At 66.3% G+C, this 18792-nt stretch carries 18 protein-coding genes and 1 pseudogene; 5 read left to right on the forward strand and 14 right to left on the reverse strand.

What is annotated here, in order from left to right; translation table 11 throughout:
- Positions 1 to 75: 75 nt before the first annotated feature.
- The 4 genes from J8J14_RS21035 to J8J14_RS21050 form a co-directional block, all read right to left on the reverse strand.
- The gene (locus J8J14_RS21035; protein ID WP_209381522.1) at positions 76 to 381 is read right to left on the reverse strand and encodes a DUF6894 family protein; all 306 of its coding nucleotides are present in this window, start codon (positions 379 to 381) and stop codon (positions 76 to 78) included.
- A 178-nt stretch (positions 382 to 559) separates the two neighbouring features.
- Positions 560 to 814, reverse strand: coding sequence for a DUF6894 family protein (locus J8J14_RS21040; RefSeq protein ID WP_209381523.1), 255 nt, complete (start codon positions 812 to 814; stop codon positions 560 to 562).
- 556 nt (positions 815 to 1370) lie between these two features.
- A complete protein-coding gene (locus J8J14_RS21045; RefSeq protein WP_209381524.1) occupies positions 1371 to 1772 on the reverse strand; it encodes a response regulator in 402 nt (133 codons plus the stop codon).
- Between the two features lie 68 nt (positions 1773 to 1840).
- Complete coding sequence (locus J8J14_RS21050) at positions 1841 to 3343, reverse strand: sensor histidine kinase (RefSeq protein ID WP_209381525.1); 1503 nt, start codon at positions 3341 to 3343, stop codon at positions 1841 to 1843.
- Between the two features lie 465 nt (positions 3344 to 3808).
- On the opposite strand from J8J14_RS21050, the gene J8J14_RS21055 reads away from it, so the two are divergent.
- Both J8J14_RS21055 and J8J14_RS21060 read left to right on the forward strand, forming a co-directional pair.
- Entirely contained in the window at positions 3809 to 4072 is a 264-nt protein-coding gene (locus J8J14_RS21055) for a type II toxin-antitoxin system ParD family antitoxin (protein WP_209381526.1), read from the forward strand.
- A 13-nt stretch (positions 4073 to 4085) separates the two neighbouring features.
- On the forward strand, positions 4086 to 6179 hold the full coding sequence (locus tag J8J14_RS21060) for a PAS domain-containing sensor histidine kinase (protein ID WP_209381527.1): 2094 nt from the start codon (positions 4086 to 4088) through the stop codon (positions 6177 to 6179).
- A gap of 148 nt (positions 6180 to 6327) precedes the next feature.
- On the opposite strand, the gene J8J14_RS21065 is transcribed toward J8J14_RS21060, so the two are convergent.
- Complete coding sequence (locus tag J8J14_RS21065) at positions 6328 to 7545, reverse strand: IS4 family transposase (RefSeq protein WP_209381528.1); 1218 nt, start codon at positions 7543 to 7545, stop codon at positions 6328 to 6330.
- A 591-nt stretch (positions 7546 to 8136) separates the two neighbouring features.
- Between J8J14_RS21065 and J8J14_RS21070 the strand changes: the two genes are divergently transcribed.
- The 3 genes and pseudogenes from J8J14_RS21070 to J8J14_RS21080 all read left to right on the forward strand — a co-directional run bounded on the left by J8J14_RS21070 (position 8137) and on the right by J8J14_RS21080 (position 9388).
- Entirely contained in the window at positions 8137 to 8280 is a 144-nt protein-coding gene (locus J8J14_RS21070) for a hypothetical protein (RefSeq protein WP_209381529.1), read from the forward strand.
- A gap of 36 nt (positions 8281 to 8316) precedes the next feature.
- A pseudogene (locus tag J8J14_RS21075) lies at positions 8317 to 8742 on the forward strand (IS481 family transposase); the annotation flags it as partial.
- 22 nt (positions 8743 to 8764) lie between these two features.
- Positions 8765 to 9388 (forward strand): hypothetical protein, encoded by a 624-nt coding sequence (locus J8J14_RS21080; protein ID WP_209381530.1) that lies wholly within the window; start codon positions 8765 to 8767, stop codon positions 9386 to 9388.
- A gap of 60 nt (positions 9389 to 9448) precedes the next feature.
- On the opposite strand, the gene J8J14_RS21085 is transcribed toward J8J14_RS21080, so the two are convergent.
- From J8J14_RS21085 to J8J14_RS21120, 9 genes are all read right to left on the reverse strand, one after another.
- The gene (locus J8J14_RS21085) at positions 9449 to 10144 is read right to left on the reverse strand and encodes a hypothetical protein (RefSeq protein WP_209381531.1); all 696 of its coding nucleotides are present in this window, start codon (positions 10142 to 10144) and stop codon (positions 9449 to 9451) included.
- Between the two features lie 334 nt (positions 10145 to 10478).
- Complete coding sequence (locus J8J14_RS21090) at positions 10479 to 10868, reverse strand: type II toxin-antitoxin system VapC family toxin (protein WP_209381532.1); 390 nt, start codon at positions 10866 to 10868, stop codon at positions 10479 to 10481.
- Positions 10869 to 10875: 7 nt separating this feature from the next.
- Positions 10876 to 11118, reverse strand: a complete 243-nt coding sequence (locus tag J8J14_RS21095; RefSeq protein WP_209381533.1) for a type II toxin-antitoxin system Phd/YefM family antitoxin — start codon at positions 11116 to 11118, stop codon at positions 10876 to 10878.
- Between the two features lie 72 nt (positions 11119 to 11190).
- Positions 11191 to 11556: a DUF6527 family protein gene (locus J8J14_RS25780; RefSeq protein WP_408896452.1), complete on the reverse strand. Its 366-nt coding sequence runs from the start codon at positions 11554 to 11556 to the stop codon at positions 11191 to 11193.
- Positions 11557 to 11561: 5 nt separating this feature from the next.
- Positions 11562 to 12959: a ThiF family adenylyltransferase gene (locus J8J14_RS21100; RefSeq protein WP_245216042.1), complete on the reverse strand. Its 1398-nt coding sequence runs from the start codon at positions 12957 to 12959 to the stop codon at positions 11562 to 11564.
- The gene (locus J8J14_RS21105; RefSeq protein WP_209381534.1) at positions 12959 to 13825 is read right to left on the reverse strand and encodes a multiubiquitin domain-containing protein; all 867 of its coding nucleotides are present in this window, start codon (positions 13823 to 13825) and stop codon (positions 12959 to 12961) included. Before J8J14_RS21105 ends, J8J14_RS21100 begins: the two co-directional genes overlap by 1 nt.
- A gap of 97 nt (positions 13826 to 13922) precedes the next feature.
- On the reverse strand, positions 13923 to 17315 hold the full coding sequence (locus J8J14_RS21110; protein ID WP_209381535.1) for an ATP-dependent helicase: 3393 nt from the start codon (positions 17313 to 17315) through the stop codon (positions 13923 to 13925).
- A gap of 1 nt (position 17316) precedes the next feature.
- Complete coding sequence (locus J8J14_RS21115; protein WP_209381536.1) at positions 17317 to 17901, reverse strand: hypothetical protein; 585 nt, start codon at positions 17899 to 17901, stop codon at positions 17317 to 17319.
- Entirely contained in the window at positions 17898 to 18698 is an 801-nt protein-coding gene (locus tag J8J14_RS21120; RefSeq protein ID WP_209381537.1) for an RNA polymerase sigma factor, read from the reverse strand. Before J8J14_RS21120 ends, J8J14_RS21115 begins: the two co-directional genes overlap by 4 nt.
- Between the last annotated feature and the right edge of the window lie 94 nt (positions 18699 to 18792).

An 18792-nucleotide genomic window follows, 5' to 3' on the forward strand; every position in this document is an offset into this window, starting at 1 on the left:
ACCCGGATCTCCAACGCCAGTTCCTCTCCGACCATCCGGCCCCCCATCACCACGACGGGGCACCCTAGACCTGGGTCAGATTCCAACCGGCGACCGGGTCAGATTCACTCCGGCGGCAACAGCGTAGCTCTCAGCGCCAACGGGAGCCAAGGTAATACCCTCGACCGCGCGGAAATCGAGAGCGAAGCGGCACGCCCCCCGCTCGTCTGTAACCTCTAGAATCCAGCCGCCCTCTTGGATTAGCTTGGACGGCTCGTCCCGCAGCATGTCCCCTGCCATTCGAACCGCTTCCAGGCGCGCAGCCCGATCGTCGGCTAGCTCCTCGCCCTCGATGTCTGGTGGTGATGTTCCATCCCAGACGTTGAAGAAGTAGCGGGGCATCGGCCGCAGTTTCCCTTGCAGTGAGGCGGCGGCACCCTAAAACGCGGCCCTCCCGTTTCGCCTCCCACAACCTGTAACCTGCCGGTAACAAAACCTTGGGGATCTACACTGCTCGCCATCGGCTTGTGTGCGGACGGCAGCACGCGACCACCGCCCCCGGCGAGCCTGCCGCGGAAGCCTAAACTGCTTCCACTGCCTCCAAGGGAATACCCTCCATCGCCCTCACATCGAGGACGAACCGACACGCGCCCTGCTCATCCCGTACATCGAGGACCAGGCCGCCCACATTTAGGAGAGCCAAAGGTCGGCCCTTCAGAATCTCTCCTGCCATCCGCACAGCCTCGACCCGCGCGGCAGCATCGTCGGGCAAGTCGTATCCCTCACCATCGGCGGACGGTTCTCCGTTGATGACATGGAAGAAATAGCGGGGCATCCAGAGATCCCGTTTCAGTTTCGTCGCGAATATGGCGGCGCGAAATGGCTCTGGCTCCACAAACCGCAAGGGGAACACCGCAAAAAACGAGGATCATCTCTGCCTTCGCTGACGCTTGGGGGCAGGCAGCAATCCGGTGCTGCATCTTACCGAGGGTGAGCCGCTTCTTGATGTCGACACCATCAGTCTTCTGGCACCCTGGCACGGGCCTGGACCGTGCAGGAGACCGCCTGACGACGAATGACCGCGCGATCCATTCCGACCAGGCTCAACCAGCTCCCTGGCCGGTCACTTACGCACGATAATTCTGCAACAGCGTGCCTAATGGGTAAGGCAGGGGCGTGTGCCACAATCTGAAGAGTTACCGGGGCCGCACTATCGGCGGCTGTGCGCCCACAGCGGTCATCGGCCAGCCGCTACCGCGTGCTCAGAAGCGGACAATGCGCCCCCAGCCCTGGCTCGCGGGCCGCGCGATCAGCAGACTTCCAGGGCGTTGACGGTGGGCAGGGAATACCGCGGGGGAGCTTCTGCCGACTTCCCTGCCCAGTACTCGGTCTCATCGGGCAGGGGGCGAGCGGCTGGCCAGCAGGCTCTCGACGGCCCTGTACAGCTCCGCCGGCGAGATCGGTTTGTTGAGGCGCGGGCGTCTCTGGTGCGCGGGATGATCGATGATCCGCACGTCCCCGGTCACGAACAGGTACGGCACTCCGAGTTCCGCCAGCCTGTCCGTAATCGGGTAGGCTGTCTCGCCACGGCCCAGGTTCACGTCCAGAACGGCCCCGTCCAGCGCCTCCGCCTCTCCATCGATGAGCTCAAGGGCCTTCTCCACGCTGGGCACCGGTCCGATAACCTCGATGCCTGCCCAGCGAAGCCATTCCTCCATCAGCTCCGCAATCAAGTACTCGTCCTCGACGAGGAGGATACGGCGGCCGACCAGGGGCCCAGGGACTTCGGACATCAGACCTCAGGCTGCAGGAGTGGGGGGATGGGCATGGCGGCGTACTCGGGCGAGCGCCAGAGCCTGGTTTACTCCAGAGGAAGCTGAATGCGGCACCGGACGCCATCCTCCCCCAGCACGAATTCGGTCCTGGCGTGGAGCGCATAGGAAAGCGCCTTCTCGATCAGCTGCCGGCCGTAGCCGCGCCGGGTGATCCTGTCGGGCTGCAGGTCGACGCCGCTCTCGGTCCAGTCCAGTGACAGAAGCCGCTGGCCCGTCTCGTCCCGCACCACCGTCCAGGTGACGGAGAGCTGCCCCGTGCCGTCCCGCAGGGCACCATGCTTCACAGCATTGGTGGTCAGCTCGTGCACAGCCAGAGAGAAGTTCTGCACCTGCCGGACCGTGAGGTGCACCCGGGGGCCGGAGACCGCCACCTTGGGCGGACGGACCTCCGTGTGGGCCTCCAACTCCCCCCGGACCAGCGCCCCGACCTCGGCCGTATCACTGCCGAACTCGCTGAGCAGGCCCTGCGCCCGGCTGAGGGCCTGCAGCCGGGCCTGGTAGGCTGCGGCGGCACCGTCCTCTCCCAGGGTCTTCGCAGCCATGGAGGCAATCACGCCGAGGAGGTTGCGGCTACGATGCTGCACCTCGGCGACCAGCACCTCCAGCCGGGCAGCGTTCTCGCGTAGCTGCTCCTCGGCCCTGCGGCGCTCCGTGACGTCCTGGCCGATCTTGAGGAAGCCATGCAGGGTGCCGTCCGGGTCACGAAGAGCCCGCGTTGACCCCTCGATGAAGACGCGGCTGCCATCCTTGCGGATGTGCCAGCCGACATTCGGCGCGACGCCCTCCTTGAGGGCGGTTTCGATTTCTCGCTGGTCCTGGCACCTCTCCCGGTTCTCTGGGGTGAAGACGATCGCGCTCGGCTGTCCAACTGCTTCCTCCGCCGTCCAGCCGAAGACGGCCTGCGCTCCGGGCAGCCAGTCGGTGATCCGGTCCTGCGGGTCGGAGAGGAAGATGGCGTAGTCGAGGGCCGCCTCCACGGTATGGCGAAACCGCTCCTCGCTGGAGTGGAGGGAGCGGGCCATGAGCAGCCGGTCGATCACCGGGCCCAGGATGCTGGCGTAGGTGCGCAGGAACTGGATCTCGTGCTCGCCGAAGTCGCGGGGCCGGGTGTCGTCCACCTGCAGAAGGCCGTAAGTCCGCCCGCCGGGCAGGAAGATTGGCACGTTTACCAGGGCGGCCACCCCGGCCTCCTTCATGAAGGGCGGGACGTTGAAGCGGTCCTCCTTGCTGATGTCCTGCGTGATCACCGGCTCGCCGGCCTCGATCGCGAAGGTCTCGGAAGAGTGCTCCTCCATGGGCAGGCGCAGGTTGCCCACGATCCCCGGGTTCCAGCCGACGCCTGCCCTGACGAGCAACTGCCGCTCAGCGTGATGAACTTCCAGGATCTTGGCGCGCCCGGCTCCGAGCGCCTCACCCACCAAACGGCAAGCTTCGCTGAGGATCTGGTCGAGGTCCTGGGACCGCAGGGCGAACTCGCCGAAGTTCGCGAGCACCTGCTGCCTTTCCATCATCCTCGCGAAATCAGGCATCCCAGGTCCCCTTGCTGCGGCCCCTCCACTGTGGTGGGAGGTGACACCTCAAGGGCCTGTGAGGCACCTCGCCGATTGTCACCAACGCCGAGCGGCTCGTCTGGCTGCCATCCAGGACTGCCGACACTGCCTGCGCTTTCGGAACAGGCACAGCCCTGCTCGCATCCGCCAACCTCCGGAGAGGTGATCTCCTGTCTCCCCTGGGCGACAGCAGCCGCTGAGCTTGGCTGCCGGGTGTGTCAGCTTCGGCCCTTTGAGTGCCCAAAGCAGCCAGTCTGCTTCCGGCCAGACCCGGCCAAGGGTGCTAAGCGCCCGAGGCCGTCGCTTTGGTGCCGGTTACGACGGCGCAGTCGTAGGCCCGGTTGGATCTGCAACTCCAGCGGGCCGCCCGAGCCAAGGCGGGGCTATATGACAACTCGGTGCAGGTCTGCTTCCTTTTTATCGTTCTCTCGTTCAAAAGGGTGCATGCCTACCCGCAGGTCCATTTGCATTTCGGTCACTCCCGAGGTCGACCGCTTCGTCGCGGTCCAGGTCGCCTCGGGGCGCTATCAGACTGCAAGCGAGGTGTTCCGGGCGGGGCTGCGGCTGCTGGAGCGTGAAAGGAATACCGCAAGCCCATCCGCGAAGGCCCGCCCTCGACAAGCGCCCAGTGCTAATCAGAGAAACCGGCGTGACATCCCTGGTGAACTTCCGGGCCGGGCCCGTCGGCTGAGCCAAGATGGGGGCTGACGCGGGCGAGGAGATGGACGATTTCTCCCCCACGGAGAACGGGGCGGGATCGAGTGGATCTGCCGGAACGAGCAACCTTTCGGGCGCCCGCAAGGCCCTCGCTGTGGCCGAAGCAGCGAACACCTCGCTCGAGCAGGCGAACGGAGCACTGCGGGCGAGAGAGACGGAGCTGCGTGAACTCCGCGAGCAGCTCGAGGCGGTTGTAGCTCATTCCGGCATCGGGATCGGCCAAGTCGACCTTTCCGGCCGGTTCGTGCTCGTCAACGACCGCCAATGCGAGATCCTCTGCCGAAGCCGCGACGAGCTCATTGGGCTGCGGATGATTGACCTAACCCATCCCGAGGATCGGCCGTGGAACCAGGAACTCATCCGCCACATGCTCGAGACCGGCGAGTCCTTCGCGCTGGAGAAGCGCTACCTTCGCCCGGATGGCTCCGATGTCTGGGTCCAGAACCACGTCTCGCTCGCCCGGGATGCGGTCGGGCGGCCACGCTATATCACCGCTCTTGTTCGAGACGTCACGGCGGAGCGCAGCGCCGCGGCGGATAGGCAAGCCCTTCTGCGCCAGGTTGAAGCGGAGCGAGCCCGCGCCGAGGCCGGTCGAGCTCGCCTCGCGGCCGTCCTCGAGCATCTCCCGGTCGGGGTCGGGATCACCGACCGGACCGGCCGGGTCATCCTCAGCAACCGCGCGCTGCGCCGCTTCGTGGGCGACGTCGTACCGTCGGTGGATCCTGGCCTGCACGCAAGCTGGATCGCGCATGGCCCGGACGGGAGCCAAGTCGGGGGAGAGAATTACGCAGTGGCCTGCGCCCTCCGAGGCGAGGCAGTCACCCCCGGTATCGAGTTCCTCCATCGGCCCGACGGTGGGCAGGGGCACTGGACGAGGATCGCCGCGGTGCCCGTGCGCGAGAAAGAGGGAGACGAGGTGGCCGGCGCCGTGCTGCTAGTCCAGGACACCGACGCCCAGAAGCGGGCGGCGGAGCGCCTCTCCGCCCTCGTCGAGCTCGGGGACCGGCTGCAGGCACTGCACGACCCGGTCGGGATCGCCTTTACCGCGGCGGAGATCGTTGGTCGTACGCTCGGGGCTGACCGGGCCGGCTACGGCGCCGTGGACGAGGCAGTGGAGACCATTACGATTGAGCGCGACTGGGCCGGCGCCGCGCTCCCGAACCTGACCGGGCGCTTCCATCTTCAGGACTACTGGACCGGGTTCGTCGCCGCGCTGCGCCGGGGAGAGGTGGTCACCACGGGTGACGTGTTGAATGACCCCCAGATTGGGGACAGGGCGGAGAACTTCGTGACGATGGGCGTCCGTGCGGCGCTGCATGCGCCCTCTCGCGACGGGGGCCGGGTCACGGCGGTGCTCTATGTCCATTCGGCGACCCCGCGGCACTGGACCGAGGAGGAGGCGGCCTTCGTCCGCGGCGTAGCCGAACGGGCCTGGGCGGCGGCCGAACGGGCCAGGTCGGAGTGGCGCCAGGAACTGATGCTCCTGGAGCTGAACCACCGCGTGAAGAACATCCTCGCGACCGTTCAGGGCATGGCCTCCGCGACATTGAAGGGCACAGGGGGGGATCCGCAGCGGTTCGCGAAGCACTTCGGAGAGAGGCTTCGCACGCTTGCCCGGGCACACGACATGCTCACCTCCCGACAGTGGGAGCCCGCCGGGGTCGAGACGACACTGCGCGCGGCCCTCGCGCCCTGGCTTGAGACAACGCGCGCGGTTCAGCTCGCCATCTCTGGCGCTGCGCGGGCGACCGCCGTTTCACCGCGGCAGGCCCAGTCGCTCGTGCTTGCCTTCCATGAGCTCGCGACGAACGCGACGAAGTATGGTGCGCTCTCCAGCCCTGCGGGTCGTGTCAGCATAGACTGTGCCACCGGGCCGAGCGGATCTGTTGAAATCCACTGGACAGAGTTGGGTGGCCCTGCAGTGGTTCGACCAGCTAATAGGCGCGGCTTCGGCACGCGGCTGCTCGAACGCGGGCTCGCGCGCGACCTCGGTTCTGGCAGCAGAGTTGAGCTCCGCTTCGAACCCGCCGGCCTTCGGGCAAGCATCCTCTTTACCCCCGACAACGCACCGCGCTGGGCGACGGCAACCCTGGCCTGACCCCCAGCTTGAGATCCCCGATCTCGTACGGCTGTGGAAGGACTGCTGCCGCGCGAGATCCGCATCGCGCGACCTACAGGGGTTGATGTCCGCTTCCACTTGGGCAAGCTCCGACAGTTGCCGGGCTGCTTTCGGCCAGATACGCCGTTTAGCGCGTGCGCAGGTAGCCCGTGTGGCCATTCAGGAGCGGGGAATGGCTGTCAGGGCGGTATCCTGTCCTCGCTGACGACAGATGCCCCGGCCCGAGTGTGGCGGCGGTCAGGCGGGTAGGCGCCAAACCTGGCGGAGCTTGGCGTTCACCCAGGATTTTGTGGAACAGCTCTATCTTCCAGCGGCACGCATACCAGCACAGTTTCTCCACTGCCTCCTCGGTGGAGTTGATGGCGAGATCGGTGGCGAGCTTCCAGTCGATGCGGGCTCGGCCCACCGGCTCGACCGGTTCGCGAGCGTGGAGGATGGAAAGGTCGAGCGCAGGATAGCGCTTTTGCTTGCTGGTCGGCGGCAGCACCCGCACGCGGGCGAACCGCAACTCCAACTCGGCGGTGCTGACCGTGCCGTCTTCCGCTGTCACCTCGACGCGGTGTGTGCCGCGGGACGCCGCCCCGGCCATCACCGCGCCGACGGTCGTCTTGCCGTCGAGCGCCAGGCGATCGACGCAGGTGCGGACGAGGAAGTGGGTGCCGAGGTCGTGGGCCGCGCAGAAGAACTCGTAGATGTCACTCTCGTGGTCGCCGACATGGACCAGCCGGCCGGGCGTGCCGAGCAGGCTGATCGCCGCCTCCAGTCCGGCCAGCCAGCGAATGCTCTCCTTCTCCTCGATGGGCACGCGCGTCGGGTTGACGTGCCGCTTGAGTGCGTTCGCCCCCTTGAACTGGGAGCGGGTCCAGAACTTGGCCGCCGCCAGGCCCAGCGGCAGCCCCTCCGGCGTCACGACAAGACTGGCATGCATGAGGACCCCGCATTGCGTGTGCAGGCGCAGCCTGCCCTGGCGGTCACGGCCGGTGGGGGCCCGGCCGATCGCGCCGAACGTACCTGGCTTGGCCCACTTGTAGGCGAACGCAGTGGTATACTGGACGACCAGGATCGGGCCGTCCGTTGCGGCACAGCGGGCAGCGGTGGCAGCAAGGTGACCCGACAGGACAGCATCCTCGCCGAAGCGCTCATTCGAGAAGAAGCGGTAGGCGGCCTTGGTGCCCGCCCAGTCCTGACAGGCGAGCGGAAGTGGTCGCCCGATAGCATTGCTCAGCTGCCGTAGCAGCAGCCGCAATCGCCCCACCAGACGCTCGTCACCTAGACCATTGGACGGCAGCTCGCCATCAACCCATGACAAACCAGCGGCCGCCGGAGCACCAGCGCCGTCCGACATACCAGCACCTCGTCCGAAGCCAACGCGGTGCATGGAAACGAATCACGAGCGGGTCACTCAACGCAAGCGGCCCATCGACGATGTGGGTAATTGGAAGAATGGGCTGACGCTTACCCAAGCCGCTTTCCGGTCAGACTGCGCCGTTTAGGGGTGCCCAGGCAGGCAGCACATGTGGCCATTCAGGAGATGAAGTGGCCTCCGGGGCTGCGCCCGACCTTCTAACGGCAGATATCGCGGCCCGAATGCTGCAGCAGTCAGGCGGGTAGGCGCCGGACTTGGCTGAGCAGGCGCGGGCCCCGTCCGTTCCACGCTGCCGACCCGAGAGCCCAGCGATTACGGACCTGACCAACCTCTCTGTCCCGGCACTTAGGCACGATAAAACTCTATTATCGTGCCTAAGGGAGAGGGACGGGCAGATTGCCACGAGGGTACCCGCCCTGGCACATTGGAGGGGGCCGGAGAGACAGGTGCGGGGGCGCCCGCCGGACAGTCTCGACGGGGCAGGGGAGCTCAGGGGCGGGGGGGCGCGAACGGGGCGTGGAGGCCAGCCAAGATGCGCCGTTCGGGCGATCCGCAGGGGAGGGCGGCGCGGTGACGCTGCCCGACGGAGCAGGTCCACGGCCGCTCTCTCCGGCCGTGCGGCGCCTGGTGGGGGAGGCCCTTCCACCCGAGGCGCTGGCCGTGCTCTCGGGTCCCGTGGGTGAGGCGGTGGCTCTGTTTGATCTCAGGGTTTGATGGTGCAGTCTTCCAGCATGCGTGGAGGGACGCGCTATGGGGCAGGTTCAGCATGGGAGCGCTACTGCGACTGCGGCGGTCCATCGAGCGATACAGCATAGTCAAGAGAGCCTGAGGGGGCTGGCCCGGCACTACGGGATCAACCCCAAGACAGTGGCCATGTGGAGGAAGCGGACCTCCGTTTCTGACCGGCGCACCGGCCCTCAGGAGCCCCGATCGACGGTCCTGTCGGTCGAGGATGAAGCCGTCATTGTGGCCTTCCGCCGTCACACGCTGCTACCGCTGGACGACTGCCTCTACGCTCTCCAGCCCACGCTTCTGCACCTCACCCGCTCCAGCCTGCATCGCTGTCTCCAGCGTCACGGCATCAGCTGCCTGCCGGATACCGAGGGCGACAAGCCAAAGCGCTCGAAGTTCAAGCGCTACCCGATCGGCTACTTCCACATCGACATCGCCGAGGTAACGGCCAGAAGGGCAGGGATAAGTGGCGTCGCATTTTGATGAAGCGGTTCGCGAGGCGGCGCATCGTGCCAGCCAGGCCGTCGATCGCGCCATGACGAAGTATGGCCGTGGCCTGGTGACCGACGAGGACGATCTGACGGGCGTTCTCGTCGGTAGTCTCGACACCGAGCTCGAGGGCCAGATTGGCGGGCTAACCTGGTCAACCTCAATCCTGCGGCACCGCAAGGGCCAAGCGGCTGAAGAGAAGCAGATCGGTGCCGATATGCTGATCCATGTCGCCTTCAACACACCGGAGCACCGCTATTCGAAAGGCGTTCTGATCCAATCAAAGCGGGTCGAGCTTGGCGCGTCCATGTCAGCCAAGGACCATCGGGAACTGGTTAATCAGTGCGGCAAGATGCTGCAGGTGACACCCGCTTCCTGGGTCTTCGACTACGCGCGGGGCGCGATGCGTTGCGGCTCGGCTAGCCGGATTAAGGGCTCGTCCAACCTCGTCCTCTCCGAGGAGTGCAGCTGGACACCCTATCGCTTCTTCTTCGAGCTTTTCCGCTGTCCGATTGGGGACGAGCGACTCACGAGCGCGTTGGTTCGCGAGCTACCGGTTCCCACGGTTCTCCAGATCAAGGCTGAAGGCGGCCGCCGATAGTCCGACAAGGCCGAGGTGCGGAAGTGCATTTGTGCACATTTGCACCGACTTGGTTCTGCTTTACCCCTGTTCTTCGTCCCGGCCCTGCGATCGCAGCAGCGCCGCGCGCAGCGGCAGGAAAGCCCCTGGCCTCGCGAAGCGGGGCGCCGAGGCTACCGCCTGCTTCCCGCCTGCGCTGAGAGGCAACTGCAGGAAGCTACCGCTGTTTCGGCCCTCTCCGGGACCGTCGGCCAGCGGCACAGGCCAGAAGCACTCCACCCGCCCGGCCTCACCGCGCAGTACCAGGAAGACGAAGCGCTTCACCGCGCCGTCCGGCGCCGTTTCCACTGCGAAGCGGAACATCATCCCCTCCGCATGGTCGCTCCCGAGCGCCAGCGCGAGCTGCTCGGCCTCGCTCTCCTGCTGGCGCAGGGTCCGCTTGGAGGGATCCTCGGCGTCGCCCCGGTAGAAGCGCACCGGCACACCGTCGATGAGGAAGACGAAATGGTGGGTCTCGTCGAGCACGCCGAACCAGGCGTAGCGGCCACTCTCGGCCGCCCGCGCCAGCTGGTGCTTGGAGAAGGCGTAAGCTCGACAGCCGATCGACCATGCGTCGTCCCCAGCCCAGTAATCGGCCGAGGCGATCGCGTCCGCCCGACCCCGCGCCAGGAGGCGAGCCGCGGCCGTGAGCCGCTCCTCCGTGAGCGAGGGGTGCAGCTCCCACGGCAGGCGACGCGGGGCAGGGGCCTCTCCAGAAGGAGGGTTCTCGTCTGTCATCACGGGATCATAACGGGAAGGTGGGGGTGTGCCGGAAGGCCTGACGGTCGTTCCACAGACGGGGGCGCGTTTGCGCCCTGCCGACAAAAAGAAGGCAGCACCCGAGGGCACCCCCGAGTTTAGGAAGGAAACGTCCAAGAAAGCAGCAACCCGACAACAACGGGTTGTTGAACTACACCACGTGGCTCTCCACCGCTCTGCGCGTAAGCAAAGGTGTCGCATCCGAACGGCATCGCTCATCGGCAAGCCGAGCAATGCTCCGCGCGCCCGGCGGTCACGCCGTCGGCGGCGCCGGCCTCCATCCGCCCCCTCGATTTGCCCCTTTCAATGTTCGTTATCGGAGGAGGGTGACCAGCTCGGAGTAGGGCGGCAACAGGGGGTCGGCGGTGAGCAGGCGCAGCGGCCCGGCCATAGCCTGCGCCACCAGCAGGCGATCGAATGGGTCACGGTGATGCGGGGGCAGCGCCGCCACCCGGGCTGCGGCGTCTGCGCGCACCGGCAGCTCGGTGAAGCCCGCCTCCGCCGCGCCGCGGGCCACCTCGTGCGGGTCGAAGGCGAAGTCGGGGCGGCCGAGGCCGGCCTTGATGGCCACCTCCCAAATACTGGCAGCGCTGAATAGCACCTCGTTGTCCGGATCCTCGATCACCGCCCTCGCTTCGACACCGAGCCGGTCGGGTTCAATCAGCGCCCAGAGCAGGATGTGGGTGTCGAGCAGCAGACGCATCGTCGCCTCAGCGCCCCTCAAAGGTGTCGAGCACCGCGTCGGGCAGGGGAGCGTCAAAGTCGGCCGGCACGCGCGGGCGGGCAGCCAGGGCGCCGAGCACGCGGCGCGGCTTGGTCACTGGGCTGGCGAGCGGCACGAGCCGAGCAACCGGTCGGCCGGCCCGGGCAATGACGACCTCCTGCCCGGCAGCGGCGGCATCGACCAGCCGCGAGAGTTGCGTCTTGGCAGCGTGGATGTTCACCGTCTCCATGTTCCCTCCGACCGGACTAGACTTAGTCCATATAGCTCGGAGTGGACGGAGGGGAAGGGATGTTGAGAGCTGTCAGGAGGCCAAACGGTCGTGCGGCTTTCCATCACGGCACCACTCAACCCGCCCGCCCTTGATCCAGAAGTGGCAACCACACGCCTTCGTCTGGTGCACGGACGGTTCCATAGTCGGCCGTGACCATCGGTCCAGGACGATCTTCCAACGTGGGCGACGAGCCGCGTTGAGGGAGAGAGCTATCGGCAAGCCGCATCCACCGGGGCACCGCAGGCACGCCCATTTCTGGACACCCGCGTCCTCCACCACGATTACCTCGCCGGGGATGAGCGCACGATCCTCCGGGTAGGTCGGCTGCGTCCTCGCTAGCAGGTCGAACCGAAGCAGGCCGATCCAGCGAAGACCCTTGGCAATTGTCCTCCACATGGCCGTCACCCGACCAGATCGAGGAAGGGCTGGATGTCACCACGCCCCCAGGACCACTCTGTCTCGCACACGGGGCACCCGGGCTTCGAAGCGACCCCGAGGAAACGGTCATCCCGGAGATGGAAGCGCCGATACCGCGTCGGAACCATACCCCCGTCGCCGTGGAACCCGGTGAGCAGAGCGAGGACTTCGTTTACCGCGACCGCGGCCATCTCGGTGGTAAAGGTAACCACCGCAGGGGCCGGATCACCCCCACCCTCAACGTAGGCCTCCGCCTTCCGCCGCTTGAACTCCGCCGGGTCCGTGCGCTCCAGCGCCTCCTCGGCTGCGCGGCGCGGGTTGATGAAGCCGCCGCAGATGAGGCAGGGGCGGCCTGGGACCAGTGTCGTCACGCGGCCGTGGATGTCGAAGCTCGCGTCCACTGAACGCGCCCGCATGCGCAGGCCGACATCGATCACGGGAATCCCATAGAAATAGGCTAGGCGGTTGATCAGCACCCGACCGGCATTATCGTCCGTGCAGCCCAGGATCACGTCGCACGATCGCAGGGCGTCTCTCGCCCCGGAATCGTTCGCCCAACCCTTCCACTTCGCGACCCGCACGCCAAGGTCGGCGGCGACGATCTCCCGCTCCAGGACGTCCACCTTTGGCACCCCGACATCCGATCGGCGGGAGCCGTGGACCCGGTTCAGGTTCGTCACCTCCACTGTGTCATCGTCCACAAGGAGGAGGTGGCCAACCCCCAACCGGGCGAGCATCATCGCGACGGGGCTGCCAGTACCGCCGCAACCGATCACCCCGACCTGGAGCGACCGCACGAGAGGGTTGAAACCCGATCCGAAGAGCCGGGCCTGCCGATCAAGATGTTCGATGGCCCCGTCGCCCGCCGTCGGACCTCCCCAACGGCGCAGCCGTCCCCCGACCACCTGGATATGGGCCATGTCCACCCGCGTGCCGTCGGGGAGCCAGATCCTCGCGCAGACGGAGCCGTCACCACCGAGCACGATGCTCACCAGGCCGCGCACACCCTTGATGCCGGCGGTGCGCGCCAGCTCGGCCTCGTTGGCGTTGTCCTGCTTGGAAAAGAAGGCAGAACTGCCGGGATGGGTGTGGATCAGAGCGGGGACAAGGTCCGCGCACATCGCCTCCGAGAGCAGCCGCATGAAGCCGCCCGTCGCCCAGGTCACGTGGACGGGGGACGCGCTGATCTTCTCCGCATCGGCGATCGGGTGGATCTCATGCGAGACGAGGCGGGTCCGCGGCGACCCCGTCCAGGGGTCCGCGCCGATGGTCGCGCGACCGAGCAGAGCGTAGGCGGACGCCTCGGCCCCGCCGGTATCCAGCAGCCCGTGGAGCCGCGACCAGTGCGGCTCCAGGATCGTCAGGTCGAAAGCCTGGGACATCAGCGCCCAGCCTCCAGCGCGCGGCGCACGCGAGCGACCATCGTCCGCAGGCCATCCACCCCCGCCCGCCACTCCTGGGAGTGGCGGGACCAGCGCTGCCAGGTGCGGCCGGCGAAGACCTGATCCACCTCCGTGTTCATCGGCATCCGCCCGTCCTGGAACCGGAGCCGGGGGGAGGCAAAGAACATATCGGGGCAGGCGTCCGGGTATCCGGCGGGGAGCTGGATCAGGATGTCCGCTGTCTCATAGTCGAACATCCCCTGCGGGAGCGGGAAGGCCTTCAGAACAACGCCCGCCATCACCCCGTCATGGACGATCTCGTACGCGATCCCGTTGCCCTCGAGGAAGGTGCGGTCCGCCGTCGGGAGGGCCGTGAGGCCCTCCGTCGTGGCGGCGATCACGGTAATGAACCGCTCGATCCCCGGCTTATTGAGGTCGATGATGTCGCGATTCTCGACCTTGATGTCCTGGCCACCGCGAACTTCCAGGTAGAGGTCGTAGCCGGGCTGGAAGTTAGCCAGCCCGCGGAGGACCGCGCCGCTGATAATGGGTTTCCCCCAGACCAGTTGCTTATTGTCGATCGTGAACTTGAAGTCGCGGTCGGTGCGAAAGTAGACGAAGTGCTCCGCGCCGCGGCCGCGCAGGTCGAACGGCTCGTCGAGCCGCAGGTCCTCGAAGTCGCCGCTGGGCAGGATCGCGAAGAGGCTAAACTCCTCGACCGGCGTTGCGCCAGTAACCTGGAGGATCTGGCGGCCGAGGGGCATCGGATCCGTCAGTGTCGCCGGGCGGTAGTTCAAGGTCTCGTCGGCGACCTTGATGTTGAAGGTGGTGTTGCCGTGCGGGGCTTGGCCAGCGAAAGCATCCATTCGAGTGATTTCTCCGGACCCGCGGCGAACCGTCGTCGGGGTCTGAAGGGTCAATCGCCGGTCGGATGGACAACCGGTAACGTCCCGCCAACTTTTTTCAGGTCGCCTCTGCCGGCAGGGGGCCGCATATGAAGTAGGCCGGACACCGGGGGCAGGTGTCGGTTACCCGGCGCGGGAACTCTCCTCGCTTCATGGAGGCGAACGCCTCGTCCAGCTTCGCCTTGCGGTTGCCCAGAACCTTGTCCGTCATCGTGACCGGCGTGAGCGTCTCGTCCGCTAGGTGAACCAACTCCACCGAGCAACCCGGTAGGTGCTGGCCTGCCGCGAGGCGGAAGGCTGCGGTCACGAGGCTGTTCGACTCGGCCTTCGTACCATGGCCCGTGCGGACCCGCCGAACCAAGCCGCCTCCCACGCCGCCACCGATAATCTCCTCCGCGCGGATGACGACCTCGCCCCCTTCAACCGCGAAGCGCATCTCCCGGGCGGGCAACCGGATCCGGCCTTGGCGTGTGCGCTGGAAAAAGCTCAGCAGGGCCCTGCCGACCCGCAGATAGTCCGTAGAGTAGCCATGTTCGTGCGGCCCATGGGTCAACCAAGCCTGGTCGAGGCGAGCATCGACCTCCGCGGCCGATGGCGTCAACTCGTGGTCCGAGGTCATCCAGTTCACGACCTGCTCGACGGCAGCGTGCATCCGCTGGAAGGCTGCCTCCACCTGCCGGCCACCGATGTCCAGAATCGCCGTATACATGAACCGACGGGGGCAACGCTCATAGAGCCCGAGCTGCCCGACGGTCAGGCTGGTGGGCGTCGTTACCCCTGCTGGGAGGAGCATGTCGCCCGTCACCTCCGGCATCGAGACGGTAGGGACGTCCGACCGGGCGTTCACGGCATCCCCCATCCTGTCGAGGAACGGCGACCGGTTCCGGGCCACGCCCCCCTTCTTTTGGGTCGGGGAGTAGAGGAGTAGCCGGTCCTTCGGGCGGGACAATGCGACGAAGAAGAGACATTCCTGCTCCTCGGCGTGGCCGTCCGCCATGGCTTGCAGGCCGGAGCCGGTGGCTCCCTCGATCATGCCGTCGGGCGGCAGACACCTACCGGCTCGGAAGTCCTTCGGGATCGTGTCGGCCGTCAGCCCGGGAAGGTGGACCACCGGGAATTCCAGCCCCTTGGCCCCGTGGATCGTCATGAGGCGGACCGCATCCATCCCCTGGGCGGCATCCGGCAGTTGGCGCAGGTGCCGATCCTCAGCCAGAAGGAGGAGTTTACGCACCCGGTCGAGGAAGCGCTTCACGGGAAGGCCGGCGGCACGCGGCTGAACCCGCGCGAAGTTCATGAACTGCCAAATTGCGATGCCCTGAAGGCGCTTGGTGACCGTGGGCGAGCGGGCGATGTCGGCAGCGATCCTGGAGTGGTCGAACAGGATCCCTGCGAGGAACGTCCATGGATCCGTATCCGGCCCTGCGCCACCGCAGGCTGCCGCGATCCGGTTCATGGTCACCAGACCGTCGGCTGACAGGTCAGCGAAGCCCATGAGCCGGGATGTCCAGCCGAGTGGAGGTGTCCCGTCATCTCGAAGCGGACGGGTGACCGCCAAGACGTCGGAGAGGGTCATCTCGAAGTCCGGCATCGCCGCGATTCGGATGAGGCCGGCGGCACGCCGATCTACCAGGAGTGAGACCATGGCCAGCAGGCTCTTCACCTCGGGCCGCTCGAACAGGTTGCCGAGATAGAGGCTGGGAATGCCCCGTGCCTCCAGGGCGGCGGCCACCTTCGCCACCTTGTCATTGCTCATGCACAGAACCGCTTGGTCGCGGTAGCTGAAGCCGGCCTCGTGCATCTCCGCGACAGCCGCGGCAACGACGAACGGCTCCTCGTCCGTCTCGCCACCCGGCCGGTACTCTGGCTGGATGCCGCATGCCGGGCGATGGGCGTCGAAGACCACCTCGCCATCAGGGGCCGCCTTCATGCCGGCCGCGGCGAACCTGACAAAGCCGGCGACGACTTCCGGGGTAGAACGGTAGTTCACCCGCAAGCGGCCCCGAACGCCGGTCGGGAAGTCTCCTGCCCCGAAGCGGGCGACGTTGAAGGACGACGCTCCGCGGAAGCGATAGATCGACTGCCGGACGTCGCCCACCGCCCACAGATTTTCCCCCTCGCCCGTCAAGCCCTGGAGGAGACGAACGCTCGCCCGGTTGACGTCCTGGAACTCATCCACGAGCACGTGGCGGTGCCGGTCCCGGAGGGCAGCCCGGACCTCCGCGTCGGTTTCGAGGAGACGCACAGGGCGCGCTACCAGGTCACCGAAGTCGAGGCAGCCGCGCTTCGCCTTCAGGACCTCGTACGCTCGGAAGACGGTCGCGATGTCCAGGCAGCGTTCGGCCGCGACTACCTCTTCGGTAGTGGCGGCGCGCTCGCTCATGGCCGTCGCCAGTTCGGCATATCGCGCCGCATCCACGACCTCGTCGTTCGCCCGAGAGATCGCGTCGAGGATCTCCTTGATGTTCTCGGCAGGATCCCAGAGATTCCGGAAGTGCTTGAGGTCGAGTCTGGCGAACCCCTCCTCAAGCAGTTCCACGGCCTCCACCCGATCCAGGAGACGCGGGTCGGCGGGGAGACCCAGGCGGTCGTTGAAGCGTCGGATTACGTCCAGGCCGAAGGAGTGGAATGTACCGACCCATGTCCCTGTGGAAGCCTCGGGGCAGATACCGGCGATCCGTTCCCGCAGTTCGGCGGCCGCTTTGTTCGAGAAGGTGAGGACCAGGATCTCGGCCGGGTCCACGCCGGCGCGCGCGAGGCTCGCGACGCGGCTGACCAACGTCTGTGTTTTGCCGGTTCCCGGCCCCGCCTCGAGCAGGTAAGGGACACCCCGGTGCGCCGCCGCCTCGGCTTGTTCGGGGTTGAGGGGGCGTTCGGGTCGAGGGGGTGAGGCTGGCCCAGCCGGAGGAAGGAGTAGTCCGTCGAGGAGCTGCGCGGCGGCCACCGCGAAAGGAACACGATACCTCGCCGCGATGGCCGATGCGGTCAGCCCTGGGTCAAGATGCAGCTCCCGGGCGACCGGCCGAGGCAGGAGGAGTTCCCGCGCGAAGAGATTCATCCGAACCTCGCGGCGCTCCCGACGGCTGTAATCGGTCAGGGCCTCCACTCCTCCCGGGGAGCGCTCGACGGACGCGAGCGAATCCACATCCGAGACAGGGTCCGAATTGGTTCGGCCTTCCAGTTCGAGGTGGCCGACCTCGTGAGCGACGAGGAGCGCGTTCTCGAACTCGTCGCCCGTGTCCTCGTGGGCGATCACCCCGATGTCGGCTCGATACCTCGCCCTGCCCCTGTGGAGGATGGCACTCCCAGGGGCGACCTTGTTGACCTGCGTGTCATCACGGTGCCGTGCCGCCGCTACCGCCAGATCGTACGGTCCCCAGCCGGCGGGGAGCTTCGCGACGACCTCGGCATGGAGGGCAGCGGCGGCCTGACGCGCGGCTTCAAGGCTATCCATATCATCCCGTGTTACCGAGCAGGTTAGCCCGCTCATCTTCGGTCAGGCCAGACTCCAGGACGACCGCTTCGAACGGTTTCTGGAGATCGACCCCCGGTTTTCCCTCGGCGCTGAAGGCCGGCTTCCCCGAGATGATCGGAGGCAGGGCCACGAAGGCGCGGACCTCGTCCAGACCCACGCCTGCTGCTGTCGCGAGACGCTGGAGGAACACCGCCGGATAGGAGGCTGCCAGGATGCACCGCTCCTGAACGGCTAGCATGATGACGCGCGGGATGCCTGCTGCGCGGGCTACGGCACGAAGGCCAGTGCCACGAAGCTTAGCATCCAGAGCAGAGCCGGTGGCGGCCTGCGGTCGGGCCGGGGTGCACTTCGAGAAGCGTGTCCACGCCGCCGCGACGACGTCCTCCTCGACCACTTCGACGTTTCCCGGACCAAGCGTCTTCTGCAGCTCGATCTCGTGGAGCACGCTCAGGAGTTCATCTTGAAGATGGGGGTAGGCCTGAATGTACCGGTTCAGCACATCAGCATCGTGCCGTGGCTCGACGGCGAACTCCAGTAGAACTTCCTCATCCGTGTTCCGGGTCATGGCACAGGCGATAGTTCTAAAATCTCAGCAATCTTCTTCACGGCGGTATCTCGTCTGTTCCGCACGGTCTTCTCGGTACAGCCGAGCATCCTGGCGATGGTGGGCTTGTTCAGATCCATCGAGTCGATGTCAATGCCCTTCATGAGGAGCATCATGACGTTCCTTTCCTTCTCGGATAGGGTGTCAATCACCGCCAGAACACGCCGCCGGTAATCTTCTTCTTCGAGTTTTTCGAAGAGCGAGGGCCTGTAGCGTTCGATCGCCTCTCCCACCTCCCGGGAGGGTTCGCCCGTCTCGTCGTCATACGAGAGCGGTTCATGTCCGCGATTTTGGCGATCAACGGTTCTCCGCACCGTCGAACGGAGCTTGGCGAGGGCAAAATTGAAGCGGACCTCGAACATGTCGAGCCGGGTGTCGTAGGACTCCCGATCCGCGCAGAGCAGGTCAACGAACCGGCTCACCACCCCTGCCTGGATGTCCAGCGCGCGGGCGGATTGACCCTGGCCACCCCCCAGTAAGGCATGTTCCGGTCGGGGGAGGGTCCGCTCCACACGCCGGATCAGGGCCTTAAAGAGCCTTTCGGCATACAGGGGATCATCATCGTGCCGGGTCTGCCGGACGAGATGCACAATACATTCCGACGCAAGGTATCGCGGATCCGTATTGCTATTAATTTGAAGGCACTCCGCGATCTCGTCCCTGGACAGGGACAGGACGGCCGCGAGAGCCCTCTCGATCTCAGGCGGGCGGGTGTAGGACGTTCCGTCCCTTCTGGTTTTGCGAAGAGGCTCGGTCACGCTCCAGATCCTTCCAGCCTCGCAGTGTACGGGAGCGATCCCGATCTGTGAAATCCGATCTCCGTCCCAACGTTCAATCCTCGGTCGTGGTGCT

This window comes from Pararoseomonas baculiformis, from assembly GCF_017813395.1.
Classification (GTDB): Bacteria; Pseudomonadota; Alphaproteobacteria; order Acetobacterales; family Acetobacteraceae; genus Roseomonas; species Roseomonas baculiformis.